Source organism: Achromobacter sp. 1011791174, assembly GCF_059760925.1.
Genome location: NZ_JCBANH010000038.1, coordinates 1 through 18,456, shown reverse-complemented (window position 1 = coordinate 18,456; position 18,456 = coordinate 1). Strand labels below are relative to the sequence as shown.

General features: G+C 69.5%; 14 protein-coding genes and 1 pseudogene. 4 read left to right on the top strand and 11 right to left on the bottom strand.

Annotated features, from left to right (window positions below):
• Positions 1 to 30: 30 nt before the first annotated feature.
• The 9 genes and pseudogenes from AC6LJ5_RS15095 to AC6LJ5_RS15055 all read right to left on the bottom strand — a co-directional run bounded on the left by AC6LJ5_RS15095 (position 31) and on the right by AC6LJ5_RS15055 (position 12,115).
• Positions 31 to 1,701, bottom strand: coding sequence for an ABC transporter ATP-binding protein (locus AC6LJ5_RS15095; RefSeq protein ID WP_498140888.1), 1,671 nt, complete (start codon positions 1,699 to 1,701; stop codon positions 31 to 33).
• A 10-nt stretch (positions 1,702 to 1,711) separates the two neighbouring features.
• Positions 1,712 to 2,551, bottom strand: coding sequence for an ABC transporter permease (locus AC6LJ5_RS15090; RefSeq protein WP_103275244.1), 840 nt, complete (start codon positions 2,549 to 2,551; stop codon positions 1,712 to 1,714).
• Positions 2,548 to 3,555: an ABC transporter permease gene (locus tag AC6LJ5_RS15085; RefSeq protein ID WP_392409938.1), complete on the bottom strand. Its 1,008-nt coding sequence runs from the start codon at positions 3,553 to 3,555 to the stop codon at positions 2,548 to 2,550. Before AC6LJ5_RS15085 ends, AC6LJ5_RS15090 begins: the two co-directional genes overlap by 4 nt.
• 88 nt (positions 3,556 to 3,643) lie before the next feature.
• Positions 3,644 to 5,227 (bottom strand): ABC transporter substrate-binding protein, encoded by a 1,584-nt coding sequence (locus tag AC6LJ5_RS15080; protein WP_392409937.1) that lies wholly within the window; start codon positions 5,225 to 5,227, stop codon positions 3,644 to 3,646.
• 240 nt (positions 5,228 to 5,467) lie between these two features.
• Positions 5,468 to 6,787, bottom strand: coding sequence for an ArgE/DapE family deacylase (locus AC6LJ5_RS15075; RefSeq protein ID WP_498140887.1), 1,320 nt, complete (start codon positions 6,785 to 6,787; stop codon positions 5,468 to 5,470).
• A gap of 34 nt (positions 6,788 to 6,821) precedes the next feature.
• Positions 6,822 to 8,321 carry an aldehyde dehydrogenase gene (locus tag AC6LJ5_RS15070; RefSeq protein ID WP_103275240.1) on the bottom strand — a complete coding sequence of 500 codons (1,500 nt, stop codon included), beginning with the start codon at positions 8,319 to 8,321 and terminating at the stop codon, positions 6,822 to 6,824.
• A gap of 5 nt (positions 8,322 to 8,326) precedes the next feature.
• Positions 8,327 to 9,574, bottom strand: coding sequence for a Zn-dependent hydrolase (locus AC6LJ5_RS15065; RefSeq protein WP_392409935.1), 1,248 nt, complete (start codon positions 9,572 to 9,574; stop codon positions 8,327 to 8,329).
• A 16-nt stretch (positions 9,575 to 9,590) separates the two neighbouring features.
• Positions 9,591 to 11,306: a thiamine pyrophosphate-binding protein gene (locus tag AC6LJ5_RS15060; RefSeq protein WP_498140886.1), complete on the bottom strand. Its 1,716-nt coding sequence runs from the start codon at positions 11,304 to 11,306 to the stop codon at positions 9,591 to 9,593.
• A 90-nt stretch (positions 11,307 to 11,396) separates the two neighbouring features.
• Positions 11,397 to 12,115: pseudogene (locus AC6LJ5_RS15055) on the bottom strand (FadR/GntR family transcriptional regulator).
• Between the two features lie 323 nt (positions 12,116 to 12,438).
• Here AC6LJ5_RS15055 and AC6LJ5_RS15050 point away from each other — a divergent pair.
• Complete coding sequence (locus AC6LJ5_RS15050; RefSeq protein ID WP_498140885.1) at positions 12,439 to 13,929, top strand: glycosyltransferase family 39 protein; 1,491 nt, start codon at positions 12,439 to 12,441, stop codon at positions 13,927 to 13,929.
• 64 nt (positions 13,930 to 13,993) lie between these two features.
• Here the strand turns inward: AC6LJ5_RS15050 and AC6LJ5_RS15045 are convergent, their stop codons facing one another.
• A complete protein-coding gene (locus tag AC6LJ5_RS15045) occupies positions 13,994 to 14,260 on the bottom strand; it encodes a hypothetical protein (protein WP_103276561.1) in 267 nt (88 codons plus the stop codon).
• 154 nt (positions 14,261 to 14,414) lie between these two features.
• Here AC6LJ5_RS15045 and hemN point away from each other — a divergent pair, with 154 nt between their 5' ends.
• Complete coding sequence (hemN, locus tag AC6LJ5_RS15040) at positions 14,415 to 15,845, top strand: oxygen-independent coproporphyrinogen III oxidase (protein ID WP_392409933.1); 1,431 nt, start codon at positions 14,415 to 14,417, stop codon at positions 15,843 to 15,845.
• Positions 15,846 to 15,870: 25 nt separating this feature from the next.
• Here hemN and AC6LJ5_RS15035 read toward each other — a convergent pair whose 3' ends face one another.
• Complete coding sequence (locus AC6LJ5_RS15035; protein ID WP_103275234.1) at positions 15,871 to 16,614, bottom strand: response regulator; 744 nt, start codon at positions 16,612 to 16,614, stop codon at positions 15,871 to 15,873.
• 290 nt (positions 16,615 to 16,904) lie between these two features.
• Here AC6LJ5_RS15035 and rfbD point away from each other — a divergent pair, with 290 nt between their 5' ends.
• Positions 16,905 to 17,813: a dTDP-4-dehydrorhamnose reductase gene (rfbD, locus tag AC6LJ5_RS15030; RefSeq protein ID WP_392409932.1), complete on the top strand. Its 909-nt coding sequence runs from the start codon at positions 16,905 to 16,907 to the stop codon at positions 17,811 to 17,813.
• Positions 17,814 to 18,087: 274 nt separating this feature from the next.
• Positions 18,088 to 18,423 carry a hypothetical protein gene (locus tag AC6LJ5_RS15025; RefSeq protein WP_103275232.1) on the top strand — a complete coding sequence of 112 codons (336 nt, stop codon included), beginning with the start codon at positions 18,088 to 18,090 and terminating at the stop codon, positions 18,421 to 18,423.
• Positions 18,424 to 18,456 lie beyond the last annotated feature (33 nt).

The following is an 18,456-nucleotide window of genomic DNA, read 5'->3' as shown; positions in this document are numbered from 1 at the left end:
GATGCGTCTCCTGTGTGGTGTGGGGGGGCGTCATGCCGCTTGGGCGCGGGCCTGGGTCGGATCCCAGTGCTGGCCGGGCACGGCGGCGATCAATTGCTTCGTATAGGCGTGCTGCGGGCGGTCGAAGATCTGCGATGGCGTGCCGTGTTCCACGACCTTGCCGCGATGCATGACCAGCACGGCGTCGCAGATCTGGGCGGCCACGCGCAGGTCGTGGGTGATGAAGACCAGGGCGATGCGCAGGCGCTGTTGCAGCTCGCGCAGCAGCTCCAGCACCTGGGCCTGCACCGATACGTCCAGCGCCGATACCGACTCGTCGGCCACCAGCACCTTGGGCTCCAGCGCCAGCGCGCGCGCGATGCCCACGCGCTGGCGCTGGCCGCCGGAGAACTGATTGGGGTAGCGGTCGAAGGCGGATGGCTCCAGCCCCACCAGCGCCAGCAGTTCGCGCGCCCGCGCCTCGGCCGCCGCCTGCGGCACGCCGTTGGCGCGCGGGCCATCGCTGATGATGCGGCCCACGGTGTGGCGCGGATTGAGCGAGGCGAAGGGATCCTGGAAGATCATCTGGATGTCCTTGCGCATCGGGCGGAAGCGCGATTCGGGCATGGCGGCGATGTCCTGGCCGTTGAACAGCAGCTGGCCGCCATTGATGCCGACGAGCTTCAGCAGGCATTTGCCGATGGTGGACTTGCCCGAGCCGGACTCGCCCACGATGCCCAGCGTCTCGCCGCGCCGCACGCTGAAGCTGACGCCGTCCACCGCGTGCACCTCGCGCCGGCCGCCGAGCCAGCCATGGCCAATCACATAGGTCTTGCGCAGGTCGCGCACGTCCAGCACCGGCGGCTCGCCGCCGCCGGCCGCGCGTTCCTCGCCGCGCCGATGCGGCACGGCGGCGATCAGGCGCTGGGTGTAGGGATGGCGCGGACGATTCAGCACCTGGTCCGCCGGCCCCTGTTCGACCAGCACGCCTTTTTCCATCACGGCGACGCGGTGCGCGATCTCGGCCACCACGCCGAAATCGTGGGTGACGAACATCACGCCCATGCCTTTTTCCTTCTGGATGCGGGCAATCAGCGCCAGGATCTGCGCCTGCGTGGTCACGTCCAGCGCGGTGGTGGGCTCGTCGGCGATCAGCAGCGCCGGTTCCAGCGCCAGCGCCATGGCGATCATCACGCGCTGGCGCTGGCCGCCGGACAGGCGGAACGGATAGGCGTGGTACAGCGTGGCCGGATCGGGCAGGCCGACGAAGGCCAGCAGTTCCAGCGCGCGCGCCAGCCGCGCGGGGCCGGGATAGGCGTCGTGCACGCGCATGACTTCGCTGATCTGCTCGCCCACCGTCATCAGCGGGTTCAGCGCCGACAGCGGCTCCTGGAAGATCATCGCCATGTCCTTGCCGCGCATGGCCTGCAGGCTGGCCTCGTCCTGGCGCAGCAGGTCCGCGCCTCGGAACAGGATGCTGCCCTGCTGCGGCGTCAGGTAGTCGGGCAACAGGCCCATGATGGCGTTGGCGCTCATGGATTTGCCGGAACCGGATTCGCCGACGATGCACAGGATTTCGCCGGCGCGGATGTCGTAGGACACGTCGCGCACCGCATAGGCGCGGTCGCCGCCGGCGGGCAGGGCGATGCTGAGGTTGCGGATGGACAGCAGCGGGGCGTCGCCCGTGGCCGGCGCGGCGGCCGGCATGCCTTGGGGGTTCATGGCTGGGCTCCTATTCGCCGCGCTTGCGCAGCTGCGGGTTGAGGGCATCGTTCAGGCCTTCGCCGATCAGGTTGATGGCCAGCACGGTCAGAAGGATGGCCACGCCCGGCCACACGCTCATCCACCAGGCTTCGCGGATCATGGTGCGGGCCGCGCCGATCATGAAGCCCCAGCTCATCTCGTTGCGGTCGCCCAGCCCCAGGAAGGACAGCGAGGACTCCGTGAGAATGGCGGTTGCCACCATGAACGAGGCCGACACGATGATGGGCGACATGGCGTTGGGCAGGATCTGGGTGCCGACGATGCGGGCCGGCGCCTGGCCGATCACGATGGCCGCCTGCACGAACTCGCGCTGCTTGAGCGTCATGAACTCAGAACGCACCAGCCGCGCGGCCGGCGGCCACGACACCAGCGCGATGGCGCCCATGATGGAATACACCGAGGGCCCGATGATGGCCACCAGCACCACCGCCATCGCCAGCTGCGGGATGGTCTGGAAGAACTCGGTGAAGCGCATCAGCGCGTCGTCGATGCGGCCGCCACAGTAGCCGGCGATGGCGCCGACCACGATGCCGAAGCCCAGCGCCACGGCGGTGGACAGCAGCCCCACCAACAGCGACACGCGCGCGCCCCAGACCAGGCCGGCGGTGATGTCGCGCCCCAGCATGTCGGTGCCGAAGGGATAGTCGGCGTTGGTGAAGGGCGGGATCAGCGGATCGGCCACCATCATCCACGGCGATTCTTCATACAACAGCGGCGCGGCCAGGGCCACGGCCACCACCAGCAGCACGATGACCAGGCCGGCCACCGCGCCATGATTGCGCATATAGCGGCGCGCGAAGGATTTCATGCGGCGGCTCCCTGTTGCGCTCCCGCGCCGATGCGCGGATCGATGAGCCGGTACAGCACGTCGGTGAGCAGGTTGAAGACCACCACCATGATGGAAGTGACCAGGAAAATGCCCAGCAGCAGCTGATAGTCGCGCTGCAACAGGGCGTCGAACATCAGCCGGCCGATGCCGGGCCAGGCGAACACGGTCTCGGTCAGCACCGCGCCGCCGGCCATCTGGCCCAGCTGGATGCCCGCGAAGGTGATGACCGGCAGCAGCGCGTTGCGCAGCACGTGGGCGCGGATCACGCGCCCCGGGCCGACGCCCTTGGCGCGCGCGGTCTTGACGAAGTCCATGCCGATCACCTCCAGCATCGAGGCGCGCGTCAGGCGCACGTACACGGCCATGAAGAAGCAGCCCAGCGTCACGGTGGGCAGCACCAGGTGCTGCGCGATGTCGCCGGCGCGCGCCCAGCCCGTCAGGCCCGCGCCCACGGTTTCCATGCCGAAGGCCGGCAGCCAGCCCAGCACCACCGAGAACAGCAGGATGCCCATCAGCGACAGCCAGAACAGCGGCGTGGCGTACAGCAGCAGCGCGCCCGTCATGACGCTGCTGTCGATCCAACGTCGCTTGTTGCGGTAGCGCGCCTTGGCGGCGACCACGCCCAGCAGCACGCCCAACACGATCGAGAACACGAAGGCGCAGGACATCAGCAGGAAGGTGGCGGGCAGCCGCTCGACGATCAGGTCCAGCACCGGCACGTGGTTGCGGTAGGAAAAGCCCAGGTCCAGCTGCGCCACGCCCTTCAGGTAGAGCATCAGCTGCGTCAGCAGCGGCTGGTCCAGGCCAAAGGCCGCGCGCAGCTGCTCGACGTAGGCGGCGTCGCCCGCGCCGGCCTGGCCGGCCAGCACCGCGGCCGGATCGCCGGGCGCGAGCCGGATCAGGAAGAAATTGATGATGACCACGCCCAGCACGACCACCAGGGCCTTGCCGATGCGCGAGACGAGGAAAGACAGGAATTTCATGCTCGGGTCCTCCGTGGGCGGACTGGCCGCCGCGCGGTCCCGGCGCCGCCGCCCCGCGCGGCGGCGCCCAAGACGCTTGCTTCTGGACTTACTTCTCGATGTAGACGTCGTCGAACGACTCGTTCAGGCCGATGGCCGTCCTGACCAGGTTCTTCACGTTGGCGCGGTACAGCGTGGGGAACTCCATGTCCACCAGGAAACCGTTGGCCACTTCCTTGACCAGCGTGGTCTGCAGCTGGCTGTACAGCGCCTGGCGCTTGGCCGGATCGATCTCCGAGGCGGCGGCTTCCCACTGCTTGTCGGTCTCGGGGTTGCTGTAGCCCTGCACGTTGGCGAAGGGCGAGCCCTTGACGATGTTCGACGAGATGTACAGCCGCTGCACGCCCAGCGCCGGATCGCCGTACTGGTAGGTGAAGTTGGTGGTCAGATCGAAGTCCCAGTTGCCGGTGCGGCTGGCCCAGCCGCCGGCGTCGGTGGACTCCAGGTTGACCTTGAAGCCCAGCTGCTCCAGCGCCTGCTTGGTGTATTCGGCCAGGCGGTCCCAGGTGGAGCCGTAGGGGAAGCTCAGCTGGCGGATGGTGTAGTCGCCCGGCTTGATGCCGGATTCCTTGATCAGCGCGCGCGCCTGCTTCATGTCGAAGGGCATGGCCGGCATGTTCTTGTCGTAGAACATCTCGGTGGTGACGAAGGGGCTGGTGGCGACCTTGCCCAGGCCGAAGAAGATGTTGTTGACCACCATGTTGCGGTTGATGGCCGCCATCACCGCCTGGCGCACCTTGAGGTTGTCGAACGGCGGCTTGCGCATGTTGAAGATCAGGTAGGCCTGGGGCGAGAACATCTCCCAGCCGGCGGTGGTGTATTCCACCTTGGGCAGGGCGCGCAGGCGCTTGATGTCGACGTTGTCCACGTCGCCGCCGCGCAGCACGTCCACGCTGCCGCGCTCGAAGGCCACGGCGCGCGAGGCCGCGTCCGGGATCACGTTGAAGACCAGCTCGTCCAGGTAGGGCTTGCCGGGTTTCCAGTAGTCGGGGTTGCGCGCCAGCTTGATGTACTCGCCGCGCTTCCATTCCTTGAACATGAACGGGCCGGTGCCGACCGGCTTCTGGTTGGCCGGGTTGGTCATGTAGTCGGTGCCGGCGTAGATGTGCTTGGGCATGATGGGCGCGAAGCCCGGCTCGAACATCAGCATGAAGGCGGGGAAGGGCGACTTCAGCTTGACGACCACGGTCTTCGGGTCCGGGGCCTGCACCGACTCGACGAATTTGTTCAGGATCACGCGCGCCCGCGCATGCGTCTTGGGCAGCATGTCGGACAGCGAGAACACCACGTCGTCGGCGCTGAAGGGCTTGCCGTCATGCCACTTGACGTTGTCCTGCAGGTGGAAGGTGTAGCTCAGCCCGTCGGGCGCGGCTTCCCAGGACTTGGCCAGGCCGGGCTGCGGCTTCAGGTCGGTGGTGTAGGTCAGCAGGCTTTCATAGATCTTGCCGGCCACGAACTGCGTCGGTCCCTGCTGGTTGATGGCGGTGACGATGACCGGCGGTTCGGGCTGGACGATCATGTTCAGCGTGCCGCCCTTGGTCTGGGCCAGGACGGACGCGGCCGGCAGCAGGGCCGCCAGGGCCAGCGCGCCCAGGACCTTGCGGGATGTCAGGCGGAACGTCGGGCGATGCATCGGGCGATTCCGTTTGTTCGTGTTCACTGCGAGCCTCCGGGCTGGAAAAAGGGGGGATGAGGAGCGCACGCCCTTGCGGCGGTCGCGGTGTATTGCAAGCAAGCCTCATGCCACCTGGGTTCTCGGGGTACTGCGGGTCTGTTCGCTACAACGGTGCTGCGTGCCGGCGCCGCGTTCTGGTGCGGGACCCGGTGCATGTCGGGCGCCGCGCACCATCGCGGCGTTTTCTGGGTATGGAATTCAGCGCAGCGCTGGCGCCACGCCGCACCAGTCCACGATGAACTGCGCCATCGCCGTCGCCACGCGCTTCATGCTGGCGATCGACACGGATTCGTCGATGCCATGGATGCTGCGCGCCTCGGGGCCGTAGCAGGTCACGGGCAGGTCTGTCATCAGGCGGAAGTGGCGCGCGTCGGTGGTGGCGGTGCAGGCCAGCTTCGCCGGCGCCTGGCCGGTGGCCTTTTCATGCGCGGCGGCCAGCGCCCGCATGGCGGGCGCGTCCAGGTCGAACTCGCAGCCCGGCGCGAACTGGCCCTGCCAGCGCAGCTGCACGGTCAGCGCCGGATTCAGCCGCGCCACCGTGGCGCGCACGCGCGCGGCCACGATGTCGCGCGCGGCCTCCGGCGTCATGTCCGGATAGAAGCTGAAGCGTATGCCCAGCGTGCAGGTGCAGGGCACCGACGAATTCCATTCGCCGCCTTCGATGCGGCCCAGGTTGAAATTGATCGGATGCGGCTGGTCGGCGAAGGCGGGGTGGCGGTGCTCGGGCGCGTTCCACTGCGCCTCCAGTTCCTTCAGGTCCGCCATGACGGCGATGCCGGCCTCGATCGGATTCACGCCCGAGCCCATGTAGGCCACGTGCGCGGGCTTGCCGGTCAGGTCGACGAACATCCAGCACACGCCCACCTGCGCGCGCAGCATGGCCTCGCCGAAGGGCTCGGGGATGATCACCGCGTCGAAATCCTCCAGCCGGGCGCGCGCCGTGGCCCGGCTCAGGGCGTTGAGCGTGGCCAGCGTGCCGGCGCCGGTGTCTTCCTCGTTCAGCACCGCGTTGAAGCCGACCGTGCCGGCCGGCCTCAGGCCCATGTCGAGCAGCGCCTTGTAGGCGGCCATGGCGCAGACGATGCCGGCCTTCATGTCGCCGCTGCCACGGCCGTACAGCCAGCCGTCCACCACCGCCGGCTCGTAGGGCGGGCGCGACCACATGGCGGCGGGGCCGGTGGGCACCACGTCGATATGGCCGTTGAACAGCACCGAGCGGCCGCCCGGCGCGGCCGGGACGTGGCGCGCCAGCAGGTTGTAGCGGCCGTCGTCGGGGCCGCAGGGGCAGGCGTAGAGCGGCAGCGCCTTGAGCGCGGCGTCGTCCAGCAGGATGCGTTCGGGCGCCAGCCCGAGTTCGCGCCAGGCCTGCTCGATGTAGCGGGCGGCGGGTTGTTCCGCGCCCGATGGGCTTTGGGCCGCGACGAATTCCGACAGCGTCCGGACCATATAGGGTTCCAGGGCGTCGATGGCGGCGGCGATGCGTTGCGTGTCCGGCTGCAAGATTTTTCCCCTTTGCATGTTCTGGGACGGTGCGCGCGTGAGCGATGGGCGGCTACACGGTGAGATCGATCCAGGTGGTCTTCAGGTCGCTGTACTTGTCCAGCGCGTGCAGGGACTTGTCGCGGCCGAAGCCCGATTGCTTGACGCCGCCGAACGGCACGGTGACGTCGCCGTCGGCATAGCAGTTGACCCATACCAGCCCGGCGCGCAGGCGGCGCGACAGGCGGTGGGCGCGTCCCAGGTTGGCGGTCCACAGGCCCGCGCCCAGGCCGTAGGAGGAATCATTGGCCAGCGCGATGGCCTCGTCCTCGGTGCCGAAGCGCTGGGCGGCCAGCACCGGGCCGAAGATCTCCTCGCGCATCAGCGCGCCCTGGGGGCCGGCGCAGTCGAAGATAGTGGGCTCGATGTACCAGCCGCCGCTGTCCGCGCGCACCTGGCGGCCGCCGACGCGCAGCCGCGCGCCCTCGGCCTGGCCGGCGGCGATGCGCGCCATGACCGAGCGCGTCTGCCGTTCGTCCACCATCGCGCCCAGCGCGGTGGCCGGGTCCAGCGGATTGCCCGGCGCCATGGCGGCCGCGTGGCGCGCGACCTTGTCCATGAAGGCGTCGTAGATGCCGTCCTGCACGTACAGGCGCGAGCCGGCGATGCAGACCTCGCCCTGGTTCGAGAAGATCGCCAGCGCGGCGATCAGGGCGGCGCGGTCCAGGTCGGGGCAGTCCTCGAACACGATGTGGGGCGACTTGCCGCCGCATTCCAGCCAGACGCGCTTGAGGTTCGATTCGCCGGAATACGTCATGAAGCGCTTGCCGGTGGCGGTGGAGCCGGTGAAGGCCACGCAGTCCACGTCCGGGTGCAGGCCCAGCGCGCGCCCGGCCACCGGGCCGGCGCCGGGCAGCACCTGGAACGCGCCGGCCGGGATGCCGGCCTGCTCGACCAGCGCGGCCAGCCGGATCGCGCTCAGGGACGATTGCTCGGCGGGCTTGAGGATGACGCTGTTGCCGGCCGCCAGCGCCGGCGCGACCTTCCAGGCCGCCATCAGCAAGGGGTAGTTCCAGGGCACCACGGCCGCCACCACGCCCACGGGTTCGCGGGTGATGGTGGCCAGCGCATTGGCGCCGGTCGGGGCGATCTCGTCGTAGCGCTTGTCGACCGCCTCGCCGTACCAGGCGTAGGTCTGGATGGTTTCCGGCAGGTCGAACTGCAGCGCGTCGCGGATGGGCTTGCCCATGTCCAGCGTTTCCAGCAGCGCCAGTTCCTCCTTGTGGGCCTCGATCAGCGCGGCCAGGCGCAGCAGCGCGGCCTTGCGCTCGCGCGGCGCCAGCGCCGACCAGGCACCGGCCTCGAAGGCGCGGCGGGCGGCGGCCACGGCGCGGTCGACATCGGCCTGGCCGCAGGCGGCCACGTCGGCCAGCTTGCGGCCGTCGATCGGGCTGCGGGCCTCGAATGTCGCGCCGTCGGCGGCATCGGCGTAGGCGCCGTCGATGTAGGCGCGGCCTTCCGGGCGCAGCGCGGCGGCTTGCGATTGCCAGTAATCCAGCGTGTGCAGTGTCATGTCGTTCAGCTCCCGCTGCGGCCGGCGCGCGCCACCATGGCGTCCAGCAGCACGTTGCAGCCGGCTTCCAGGTGCTGCGGTTGCGCGTCCTCGATTTCGTTGTGGCTGACGCCGTCCTTGCAGGGCACGAAGATCATGGCGGTGGGCGCGACCGAGGCCATGTACACCGCGTCGTGTCCGGCGCCGGTGACGATGTCCATGGCCGGCAGGCCACGGCTGGCGGCGCCCTGGCGCACCTTGCCGACCAGGTCGGGATCGAAGGGCGTGGGCCGGAAATACTGCACGTCCTTCAGTTCCACCTCGACATGGTGGGCCGCCGCCACGTCCTTGCAGGCCTGGCGCAGCGCCTGGTCCATGCGGGTGAGCGTGGCTTCGTCCTCGTGGCGCAGGTCGGCCGTCATGCGCACCTGTCCGGGGATGACGTTGCGCGAGCCGGGATGGGCGTGCAGCTCGCCCACCGTGCCTCGGCCATGCGGCTGGTTGGCGTTGGCGATGCCGATCACCGCCTGCACCAGGTGGCTGGCCGCCAGCAGCGCGTCGCGACGGATCGGCATGGGCGTGGGGCCGGCGTGCATTTCCATGCCGGTCACGATGATGTCGTACCAGCGCAGGCCCAGCGATCCGGTGACCACGCCCACGACCTTTTCCTCGTGCTCCAGGATCGGGCCCTGCTCGATGTGCGCCTCGAAATAGGCGTCCACCGGACGGCCGCCCACCGGGTCCGCGCCGGCGTAGCCGATGGCCTGCAATTCGTCGCGCACCGACAGGCCCTGGGCGTCGCGGGCGGACAGCGCGGTTTCCAGCGTGAATTTGCCGGCGAACACGCCCGAGCCCATCATCACCGGCACGAAGCGCGAGCCTTCCTCGTTGGTCCAGATGGCGACTTCCAGCGGCGCTTCGGTCTGTACGCCGGCGTCGTTGAGCGTACGGATCACTTCCAGGCCCGCCAGCACGCCGTAGCAGCCGTCGAACTTGCCGCCAGTGGGCTGGGTGTCGATGTGGCTGCCCGTCATGACGGGGGGCAGCGTGTCATCGCGGCCGGCGCGGCGCGCGAAGATGTTGCCCAGCTGGTCCACGCGCACGCGCATGCCGGCGTCGCGCATCCAGCCCGTGACCAGGTCGCGGCCCTGGCCGTCCAGCGCGGTCAGGGCCAGGCGGCAGTTGCCGCCCTTGGCGGTGGCGCCGATCCGGGCCAGGTCCATCAGGGACTGCCACAGCCGGTTGCCGTTGACGGACAGAGGGGAATTGCTCATGGTCGGCCTCTAGGGTTCAGGAGTGGAGGGGAGCGGCCTGGCGCGCCAGGGCGGCGTCGCGGATGGCCGACAGGGTCTGGCCGGGCGCGATGCCGTCGGCGTCGTAGCGGATGTCCAGCAGCGCGGGCAGGCGTTCGCGCTCGGCATAGGCCAGCGCGCGCTCGAAGGCCGCGGCGAAGTCCTCGGTGCGCGTCACGATTTCGCCGTAGCCACGGTAGCCGCGCGCGATCTGCGCGAAATCGGGATTCTCGAAGCCCAGCGCGATCGGACGGCCGGGAAACTCGCGTTCCTGGTGCGCGCGGATGGTGCCCCACATGCCGTTGTTGAACACCAGCACCACGACGCCCAGGCGGTACTGCTGGGCGACGCCGAGTTCCTGCATGTTCATCTGGAAGCAGCCGTCGCCGGCGTAGCAGACCACCGTGCGCTGCGGATGTTCGAGCTTGGCGGACAGGGCCGCCGGCAGGCCGTAGCCCATCGCGCCCAGCGTCGGCGCCAGACTGGTGCCGGGGCCGGCGAACTGGCGGTAGCGGTGCGGATAGAGCGCATAGTTGCCCGCGCCCACGGTGACGCAGGCGTCGGCCGGCAGGCGTTGATTGACGCCGGCGGCCAGCGCGTCCAGGCTCAGCGGGCCGGGCGCGGGCAGCGGCTCCAGGCTGTCCAGGTATTCCTGGTGGGCCTGGCGCACGGCCTGCGCGCGGGACGCGGCATGGCCGGGGATCAGCGTCGCGGCGGCCTCGGCGAATTCGGCCGGGCCGGCCACGACGGCCTGCCAGGGCTGGTAGACGCGGCCCAGTTCTTCCGGGTCGGGATGCACGTGGATCAGCCGCTGCGCCGGCAGCGGGCAGGCCGGCAGCAGATAGCCTTCGGTGGTGGCCTCGCCCAGCCGCGTGCCCACGGCCAGGATCAGGTCGGCGGCCGCGAGGCGCGCGCGCAGCGCGTCCGTCATGCCCCAGCCGACCTGGCCGGCGGCGTTGGGATGGCGCTGGTCGAAGCATTCCAGCCGCCGCCAGGCCGTGCCGACCGGCAGCTCGAAGGCCTGGGCGAAGGCGGCGATGCGCTCGACCGCCCTGGCGGTCCAGCCGCTGCCGCCCAGCAGCAGGAAGGGATGGCGCGCGGCGTCCAGCGCGGCGCGCAGGCGTTCGAGGTCCGGCGCGCCGGGATGGTTCGGCACGCGCTGGTAGCGCGGCATGTCCGGGACGGCGGCCGTGCCCCACAGCGTGTCTTCGGGCAGCGCCAGCACCACCGGGCCGGGCCGGCCGCTGGTGGCGGTGGCGTAGGCGCGGGCGATGAACTCGGGGATGCGGTCGCAGCGGTCGATCTGGGCGACCCACTTGGCCATGGGGCCGAACATGCGGCGGTAGTCGATTTCCTGGAAGGCCTCGCGCTCCATGAAGTCGTTGCCGACCTGGCCCACGAACAGGATCATGGGCGTGGAATCCTGGAAGGCCGTGTGCACGCCGATGCTGGCGTTGGTGGCGCCCGGACCGCGCGTGACGAAGCAGATGCCCGGCTCGCCGGTGAGCTTGCCGTAGGCCTCGGCCATGTAGGCGGCGCCGCTTTCCTGGCGGCATACGACGGGTTCGATGGCGCCCGCGTGTTCGTGCAGCGCGTCGATGCAGGGCAGATAGCTTTCGCCCGGGACCAGGAACACGCGCCGCGCGCCGTGGATGCGCAGCTGCTGCATCAGTATCTGGCCGCCATTGCGCGGGACAGGAGGTACTACCGTCATGCAGGCACTCCCTGGAGTGGGCGCCGGGGGCGCCGATGGGTTTCGGAGCGACCGTCGCGGCGTCAGGCCGTCGGCGGTCGCGCGCAAGGGTCAGAGATCGGGGCGGATGCTCCCGTCGTCGTCGCCGAAGTCCTCCCGCAGGCGCGCCAGGATGCCGATCAGGTGCACATGCATGGCATGGCGCGCGCGGATCGGGTCGCGGGCGAGGATGGCGGTGAGGATGCGTTGGTGCTCGGCGTGGGCGACTTCCCACACCTTGGTGTTGACGAAGTAGTCCTGCATCCGGCTGAACACGGGGCTGCTCTGGCTCAGGTTCCACAGGTGCGCCACGCTGGCGGCCAGGGCGGCGTTGCCGCAGGCGGCGGCGATGGCGCTGTGAAAGGCGCGGTCGTGCTGGCCGGGCATGTCGGTCAGCGACATGCCCTCGTGCGCGGCGCGGATGGCGGCCAGCTGCGCGGGCGTGGCCTGTTGCGCGGCCAGCGCGGCGCATTCGGGCTCGATCAGCATGCGCGCTTCCAGCAGGTCGAAGGGGCCGATGTCCTCGGCGCCGGCGGCGGGCGCGGGGCCGCGCCTTCGCGGGCGGTCACGAACACGCCCGAGCCGACGCGCACTTCCACGTAGCCTTCGATTTCGAGCGCGATCAGCGCCTCGCGGATCGAGGCGCGGCTGACCTGCAGCTGTTCCGCCAGTTCGCGTTCCGACGGCAGGCGACTGCCGCGCGGGAAATCGCCCGCGCGGATCCGGCCGGCGATTTGGTCGGCGATCATGCGGTACAGGCGGGTGACGGCAACGGCTTGGAAGGTGGTCATGGCGGAAGAAGAATGCCGCGAATCTTGGTCAAGTGGTCAGGCCAGTAAATATAGACCTGAAAATCCAGATAAAAGAAAAATATATTGAATTTAAAGGGAAAACGATCTCAGGGTATGTACTGAGAACTATCTGGTGGTCAGGCCAATTTGCCTGAAATTCGGCCCCTGACGCCGCTCCGCAGAATGCTTTACAGATTCTGAACAAATGCTAAACAAAAGCCCGTCCCAGGCCCCGGGGATGCGTCTGATAATGCCGTGCCGCCCGATGCCGGGCGATCGGCGGGACCGGCGGCCGCGATGCGCGGGAAATGGGAGCAAGAGGGTTGAAGGACACGCTGCACGCCATCCGGCCGCGAGCCTGGCAGGTCGTTCTGGGCATGATCGCGTTCGCCGCGCCCTGGCTGTGGCTGCTGGAGCGCTCGACGCTGGCGCCGCCGACGGACAATATCGAGCAACTGACCTGGGTGCGCAGCCTGGAGTGGGGCTACTACAAGCATCCGCCGCTGCCGACCTGGCTGTTGTGGCCCTTCGTGCAGGCGCTGGGCTGGTCCGCGTGGACCACCTATGTGCTGGGCGCGCTCTGCACGCTGGGCGGGTTCTTCATCTATTGGCGCATGCTGCGCGGCATGCGCGGCGGCGCGTATGCGTTGGTCGCGCTGCTGGCCGGGCTGTGCGTCACGTTCTACAACGGCCGGCTGCATTTCTACAACCACGAGATCCCGCTGATCACCTTCGTGGCCGGCGCGGCGGCCGCCTGCTGGCGCGCCTGGCAGACGCGCAAGATCGTCTGGTGGGTGGCGCTGGGCCTGTGCCTGGGCCTGGGCGCGCTGTCCAAGTACCAGGCGGCCGTGGCCGCGCTGTGCGTGTTCGTGTTCTGGCTCAGCCAGCGCGGCTGGCGCGATCCGATGCAGGTGTTCGGCCTGCAGGTGGCGGCGCTCACCGCGCTGGCGGTCTTCTTCCCGCACCTGTACTGGCTCATCGAGCACAACTTCGAACCGCTGGGCTATGCGATGTCGTCCTCGCTGGGCGCGGACCTGTCCTGGGGCGCGCGTTCGCGCGAAGTGGGGCGCTGGTGGGGCGACCAGATCCTGAACCGCGCATTGCCGGCCTGGGCCTTGCTGGCCGCCCTGTGGCTGGTCACGCGCCGGTTGCGTCCGGCGGCTCCCCAGGTGGCGGCCGATGTCGCGCCCGATGCGGCGTGCGCCCTGCTGCTCGCGTTCGGGCTGGTGCCGCTGCTGTTCGTCAGCATGATGGCCCTGGTCTCCGGCGCCCACGTGCAGCTGCATTGGGGCACGCCTTATCTGCTGTTCGTGGTGCCCGCGGCGTTGGAGCTGGCGGGCGGCGGCGCCTGGACTCGGCGGGTGCCCCCGCGCGCCGCGCTGGTCGCCTTCCTCGTGGTCCAGGCCGCCCTGATGCTGCGCATGGCGCTGGTGGCGCCGACCGGCGGCGCGATCGCGCGCAAGCCGGACGATTGGCGCTATTTCGATTCGCGGGCGCTGGCCGAGGCCCTGCATGCGCCGGCCATGCGCGCCTTGGGCGGACCCGTCAGGCTCGTGTCCGGGCCGCCCGCCGAGGCCGGCGCGCTGGCCCTGCGCCTGCCGGAGCGGCCCCTGGTGCTGATCAAGGGCGAGCCGCGTTTCAGCCCCTGGGTGCCGGCCGACCTGGCCAGCCGTTGCGGCGCGCTGGAGCTGAAACGGGCGCCGGCCCGGCCCGAGGGTTTCGAGCCGGTGGCGGCCGAGTTCCGCAACCTGTACTGGCGCGTCAGGCGCCCGGACGGCAATGGCTGCGGCGCCTCGGACCCTCATGCTTCGTAGCGGCCGCCCTCCGGGGCCGCTCCCGGGCCGCGCCGCGCGGCGCCCGGAGCCGGCGCGAACGGGCCTAGGCGTCGGCCGCGCCGGGCTCGGGCGTCTGCGTGAAGGCGCGCACCAGCCGGGCGATGCCGTCCAGTTCGTCCTGGGCGCCGGCCACCCAGGCCGGCACCTCGAAGGGGCTGTCGGACGGCGCTTCGTGCATGTGCGCCTTCAGGTCGCCCAGCAGTTCCAGCGCCATGTCGGTGGCCTGGGGATTGCTGCGGGTCGACAGCGCGATGGCGATGGCCAGCGCCTGTCTCATGGCCAGCAGGCGGCCATCCAGTTCTGTACCCATGTCTGTGTCCATGCGGGACTCCTAGTCTTGCCGGTTCGGGGGCGAGGGCGGATTTTAAGGGACGCGCCGGCGGAGCAGCCGCCAGGGCGTCGGGGCGCGCCCCGTTTGCGCGAGATCAAGGCGGCGCGCGCGCCGCGAGCGAATAATCCAAGGTATGCAAGCCGCCCTACGCCCTCAATTCTCGCAAGCCCCGGCGTCGTCCGCCGCCGAGCCCTTTTTTCCTCCCCAGCTCCTGGCGCGGCTGGACAAGAATGGTCCCCGCTATACCTCGTACCCGACCGCCGACCGTTATCACGGCGGATTTGGCGAGCCGGCGTACCGCCAGGCGCTGCGGCAGCGGCGCGCGAGCAGCCCGTCCGAGCCGCTGTCGCTGTATGTGCACATTCCGTTCTGCGATTCGGTTTGCTACTACTGCGCCTGCAATAAGGTCGTGACCCGGCATCATGACCGCGCCGCCCGCTATCTGGACGCCCTGGCGCGGGAAATCGCGCTGCACGTGGAGGAACTGGGAGCGGGCGTGCCCGTGTCGCAGCTGCATTTCGGCGGCGGCACGCCGACCTTCCTGTCGGATGAGGAACTGACCGGGCTGATGGGCGACCTGCGGCGCGCCTTCCGTTTCGAGCCCGATGCCGAGATATCCATCGAGGTGGATCCGCGCACGGCCACGCCCGAACGCCTGGGGCTGCTGCGCACGCTGGGTTTCAACCGGCTGAGCTTCGGCGTGCAGGATTTCGACCCGCGCGTGCAGGTCGCGGTGCACCGGGTGCAATCGTTCGAGGAGGTGCGGGCGCTGGTGCAGAGCGCGCGGGCGTTGGGCTACGCCTCGGTCAACGTGGACCTGATCTATGGCCTGCCGCTGCAGACCACGGAATCGTTCGCCTGTACGATTTCGCAGGTGATCGCGCTGCGACCCGACCGCATCGCGCTGTACGCCTATGCGCACCTGCCGGAGCGGTTCAAGCCGCAGCGCCGCATCAACGAGGCGGACCTGCCCGACCGCGCCACCCGCGTGGGCCTGCTGAGCGCGGCCATCGAGGGGTTCCTCAAGCATGGCTATGCCTACATCGGCATGGACCATTTCGCGCTGCATTCCGATTCGCTGGCGCAGGCCAAGCAGCGCGGCGAGCTGCACCGCAATTTCCAGGGCTACAGCACGCAGCCGGACCGCGACCTGGTGGCGCTGGGCGTGTCGGCCATCGGCCGCATCGGCAATACCTACAGCCAGAACGTCAAGACGCTGGACGCGTACTACGAGGCCATCGAATCCGGGCGCTTCGCGACCGAGCGGGGCCTGGAGCTGAGCCCCGACGATCTGGTGCGGCGCGAGATCATCATGGACATCATGTGCCAGGGCGACGTGGACTTCGCCCAGGTCGAGGCCCGACACGGCCTGCGCTTCGGCGACTACTTCGGCCGCGAACTGTCCCAGCTGGCGAACCTGGCCGAACTGGGCCTGGTCAACCTGCGCGCCGGCGGCGTGCAGGTGACGGGCCTGGGCTGGTACTTCGTGCGCGCCGTGGCCATGACCTTCGACGGCTATCTGCGCGCCGCCAGCAGCGGCGCCAGCTACTCGCGCATCATCTGAGGCGCGGGCGCGCCCCGCGCCTGCCTCATCCGGCGAACTTCTCGCGCAGGTACAGGGCCAGGGATAGATCGTCCGAGAGCTCGAGCTTGCGCATCGCGCGGCGCTTGTGCGTGCTGATGGTCTTCTTGCTGCGCATCAGGCGGGCCGCGATCTGCGTCACCGACAGGCCCTGGCTGATATGGCGCAGGATCTCGACCTCGGAGGTCGTCAGCTGCGCGTGCGGCGGCGTCGGCCGGATGGCGCGTATCTTGCCGTCCTGCACCGACAGGAATGCGTCCTTGCCACTGAGCACGCCACGGATCATGTCCGGCAGCAACACCATGCCCCATTGCTTGGCGAGATAGCCGCTGGCGCCACCACGGAAGGCTGCGTATTGCGTTTCGTGCCGGTTGCCCGCGGAAAAGGTGATGAGCGCCATCGTCGGGTGATAGCGCTTGAGCCGCCGCAGGTAGTTCACGCCGTCCCAGGGTTCCTGGGGCAGGTAGAAATCGATCAGCGCCACGTCGCAGGGCGAGGCGGCCAGCTTTTCCAGCAGGCCCCGCGCCGACGTTTCCTGGTGCACGACCCGGAAGCCCTGGCGCATTTCCAGGTAAGCTCCCACTCCCAGCGCCACGACGGGATGGTCGTCCAGGATGGCGACCCGGATGGGGGCGGGCGGGCGCGACAGCAGCAGGTGTCGGCGGCCGCCCGAGCGGGCGGCGCCGGGACCCGGGCGTTCGGGACCCGAAGCGTCAGACGCCGAGAATGATGTCGTATTGACCGGTTTCATCGATGCTCCGCTGGCAGGTGGACAAGACTGGGATGGCGCGGGGCCATCGAGGGCGGCCATGGTTCGCATCCTCAATAGTCTTAAATTTGCGAAGTCAGATTACGTTTTAGTATGGCTATCCGGATGCGACTCAGGCCAAAATCGGACCATTGCACCGTCAGATTCGCGGCGTGACGGACACAAGGGCATGAAGGCGGGCGCATCGGCCGGTATTTGCGCGATAAGCAGGCGATCCGCGCGGAGCGGAGCGGGCCTGTGGAGAGACGCGGCGGGCGCCGCAGAGCGAGAGCATGACCAAGAAGATTCTGCTGCTGGGCCGGGATGGGCAATTGGGTTTCGAGCTGCGTCGCAGCCTGGCGCCGTTGGGCGTGGTGTCGGCGGCGGGCAGGAATGATTGCGACCTGACCTATCCTTTGCAGATAGCCCGGCTCGTGCGTCGGGAAAAGCCCGACGTGATCGTCAATGCCGCGGCCTGGACCGCCGTGGAGCGCGCCGAGGAAGACCCGGTGCGCGCCATGCGGATCAACGCCGAGGCGGTTGGCGAACTGGCGGCGCTGGCCGCCGCGCGCGGCGCGCTGATGGTGCACTACTCGTCCGATCACGTGTTCGACGGCGCCAAGTCCGCGCCCTATGTCGAGGATGACGAGGCCGCGCCCCTGAACATGTACGGACGCAGCAAGCTGGCCGGCGAACGCGCCGTGCAGGCGGCCAATCCGGCGCACCTGATCTTCCGGGCGTCCTGGGTCTATGGCGTGTTCGGCCACAGCTTCCTCAAATCCATGCTGATGGCCTTGCGCCAGCCCGAGGCCTTGCGCGTGGTCGGCGACCAGCGCGGCGCGCCGACCGACGCGGCCTATATCGCCGACGTCACCGCGCTGGCCGTGGCGCGCTATCTGCATGGCCAAGGCGACTATCCGTTCGGCCTGTACCACCTGAGCGCCTCGGGCGATGCCAGCTGGCATGAGTACGCCTGCTTCATCGCGCGCCAGGCCCGCCGCGCCGGCCTGGCCCTGACGCTGACGCCGGCCGACATCCACGCCGTGCCGGCCAGCGAGTATCCGAACGCCGCGCAGCGTCCGGCCAATGCCACGCTGGACTGCGGCCGGCTGGCCCGGGCCTTCGGGGTGCGCGCGCCGCACTGGCATGACGGCGTGACGCATGCGCTGGCGGCCATCGCGGGCACGCGGAACCTGATCTAGCCTTCGGGGGCGTGCAGCGGGCCGGGCTGGCGCGGCGGCAAAGCGGCGGCGACGCGTCGGGAACGACGCGATCAAGCGGCAACGAAGAGTCCAGGAAGAGCGCGGGAAGAGCCCATGAAGAAGCCACGAAGAAACCACGAAGAAACGGCGGGAAACATCTGCACGGCATTGTGTTGCGTCTTGGCGCGCGCAGGCGGACTACCATAGGCCGGCGCGCAAGCCCGCCGGACGCATGGTCGGGCGCGGCCTGCGCCTTATTTCCCGAGAGGTCGCCATGAAGAAAACCATCGTTTCCGCTTTCCTGTTCGCCGTCGCCTGCACGGCGGGTCTGGCGCAGGCGCAGACCGCCGCGCCCGCCAGCCAGGAATTCCAATACCCCAGCGTCCGCTCCAAGGACGGCAGCCTCTCGCCGCCCTCGACGCTGCGCATCACCGTCACGGGCGAGGCCGGGGCGCAGGCGCCGGCGGCGATCAGCGATACCCCGGCCAGCAGGTCCGAGTACGAACGCTGCCGCCGGGTCTCGGACCGCGCCGCAGTGTCCAACGCGCAGATGCAGACCGGCGTGGCGCAATGCCTGCGCGAGCTTGAACAGCGCCGCCAGCAGCAATAGCGAGGCGGCCAGGACGGCGGGCCGGGGCGCCCC

Coding starts and splice junctions, on each gene's coding strand:
- AC6LJ5_RS15095 (WP_498140888.1), bottom strand. CDS start 1,701: ATGAACCCCCAAGGCATGCCGGCCGCCGCGCCGGCCACGGGCGACGCC.
- AC6LJ5_RS15090 (WP_103275244.1), bottom strand. CDS start 2,551: ATGAAATCCTTCGCGCGCCGCTATATGCGCAATCATGGCGCGGTGGCC.
- AC6LJ5_RS15085 (WP_392409938.1), bottom strand. CDS start 3,555: ATGAAATTCCTGTCTTTCCTCGTCTCGCGCATCGGCAAGGCCCTGGTG.
- AC6LJ5_RS15080 (WP_392409937.1), bottom strand. CDS start 5,227: ATGCATCGCCCGACGTTCCGCCTGACATCCCGCAAGGTCCTGGGCGCG.
- AC6LJ5_RS15075 (WP_498140887.1), bottom strand. CDS start 6,787: ATGCAAAGGGGAAAAATCTTGCAGCCGGACACGCAACGCATCGCCGCC.
- AC6LJ5_RS15070 (WP_103275240.1), bottom strand. CDS start 8,321: ATGACACTGCACACGCTGGATTACTGGCAATCGCAAGCCGCCGCGCTG.
- AC6LJ5_RS15065 (WP_392409935.1), bottom strand. CDS start 9,574: ATGAGCAATTCCCCTCTGTCCGTCAACGGCAACCGGCTGTGGCAGTCC.
- AC6LJ5_RS15060 (WP_498140886.1), bottom strand. CDS start 11,306: ATGACGGTAGTACCTCCTGTCCCGCGCAATGGCGGCCAGATACTGATG.
- AC6LJ5_RS15045 (WP_103276561.1), bottom strand. CDS start 14,260: ATGGGTACAGAACTGGATGGCCGCCTGCTGGCCATGAGACAGGCGCTG.
- hemN (WP_392409933.1), top strand. CDS start 14,415: ATGCAAGCCGCCCTACGCCCTCAATTCTCGCAAGCCCCGGCGTCGTCC.
- AC6LJ5_RS15035 (WP_103275234.1), bottom strand. CDS start 16,614: ATGAAACCGGTCAATACGACATCATTCTCGGCGTCTGACGCTTCGGGT.
- rfbD (WP_392409932.1), top strand. CDS start 16,905: ATGACCAAGAAGATTCTGCTGCTGGGCCGGGATGGGCAATTGGGTTTC.
- AC6LJ5_RS15025 (WP_103275232.1), top strand. CDS start 18,088: ATGAAGAAAACCATCGTTTCCGCTTTCCTGTTCGCCGTCGCCTGCACG.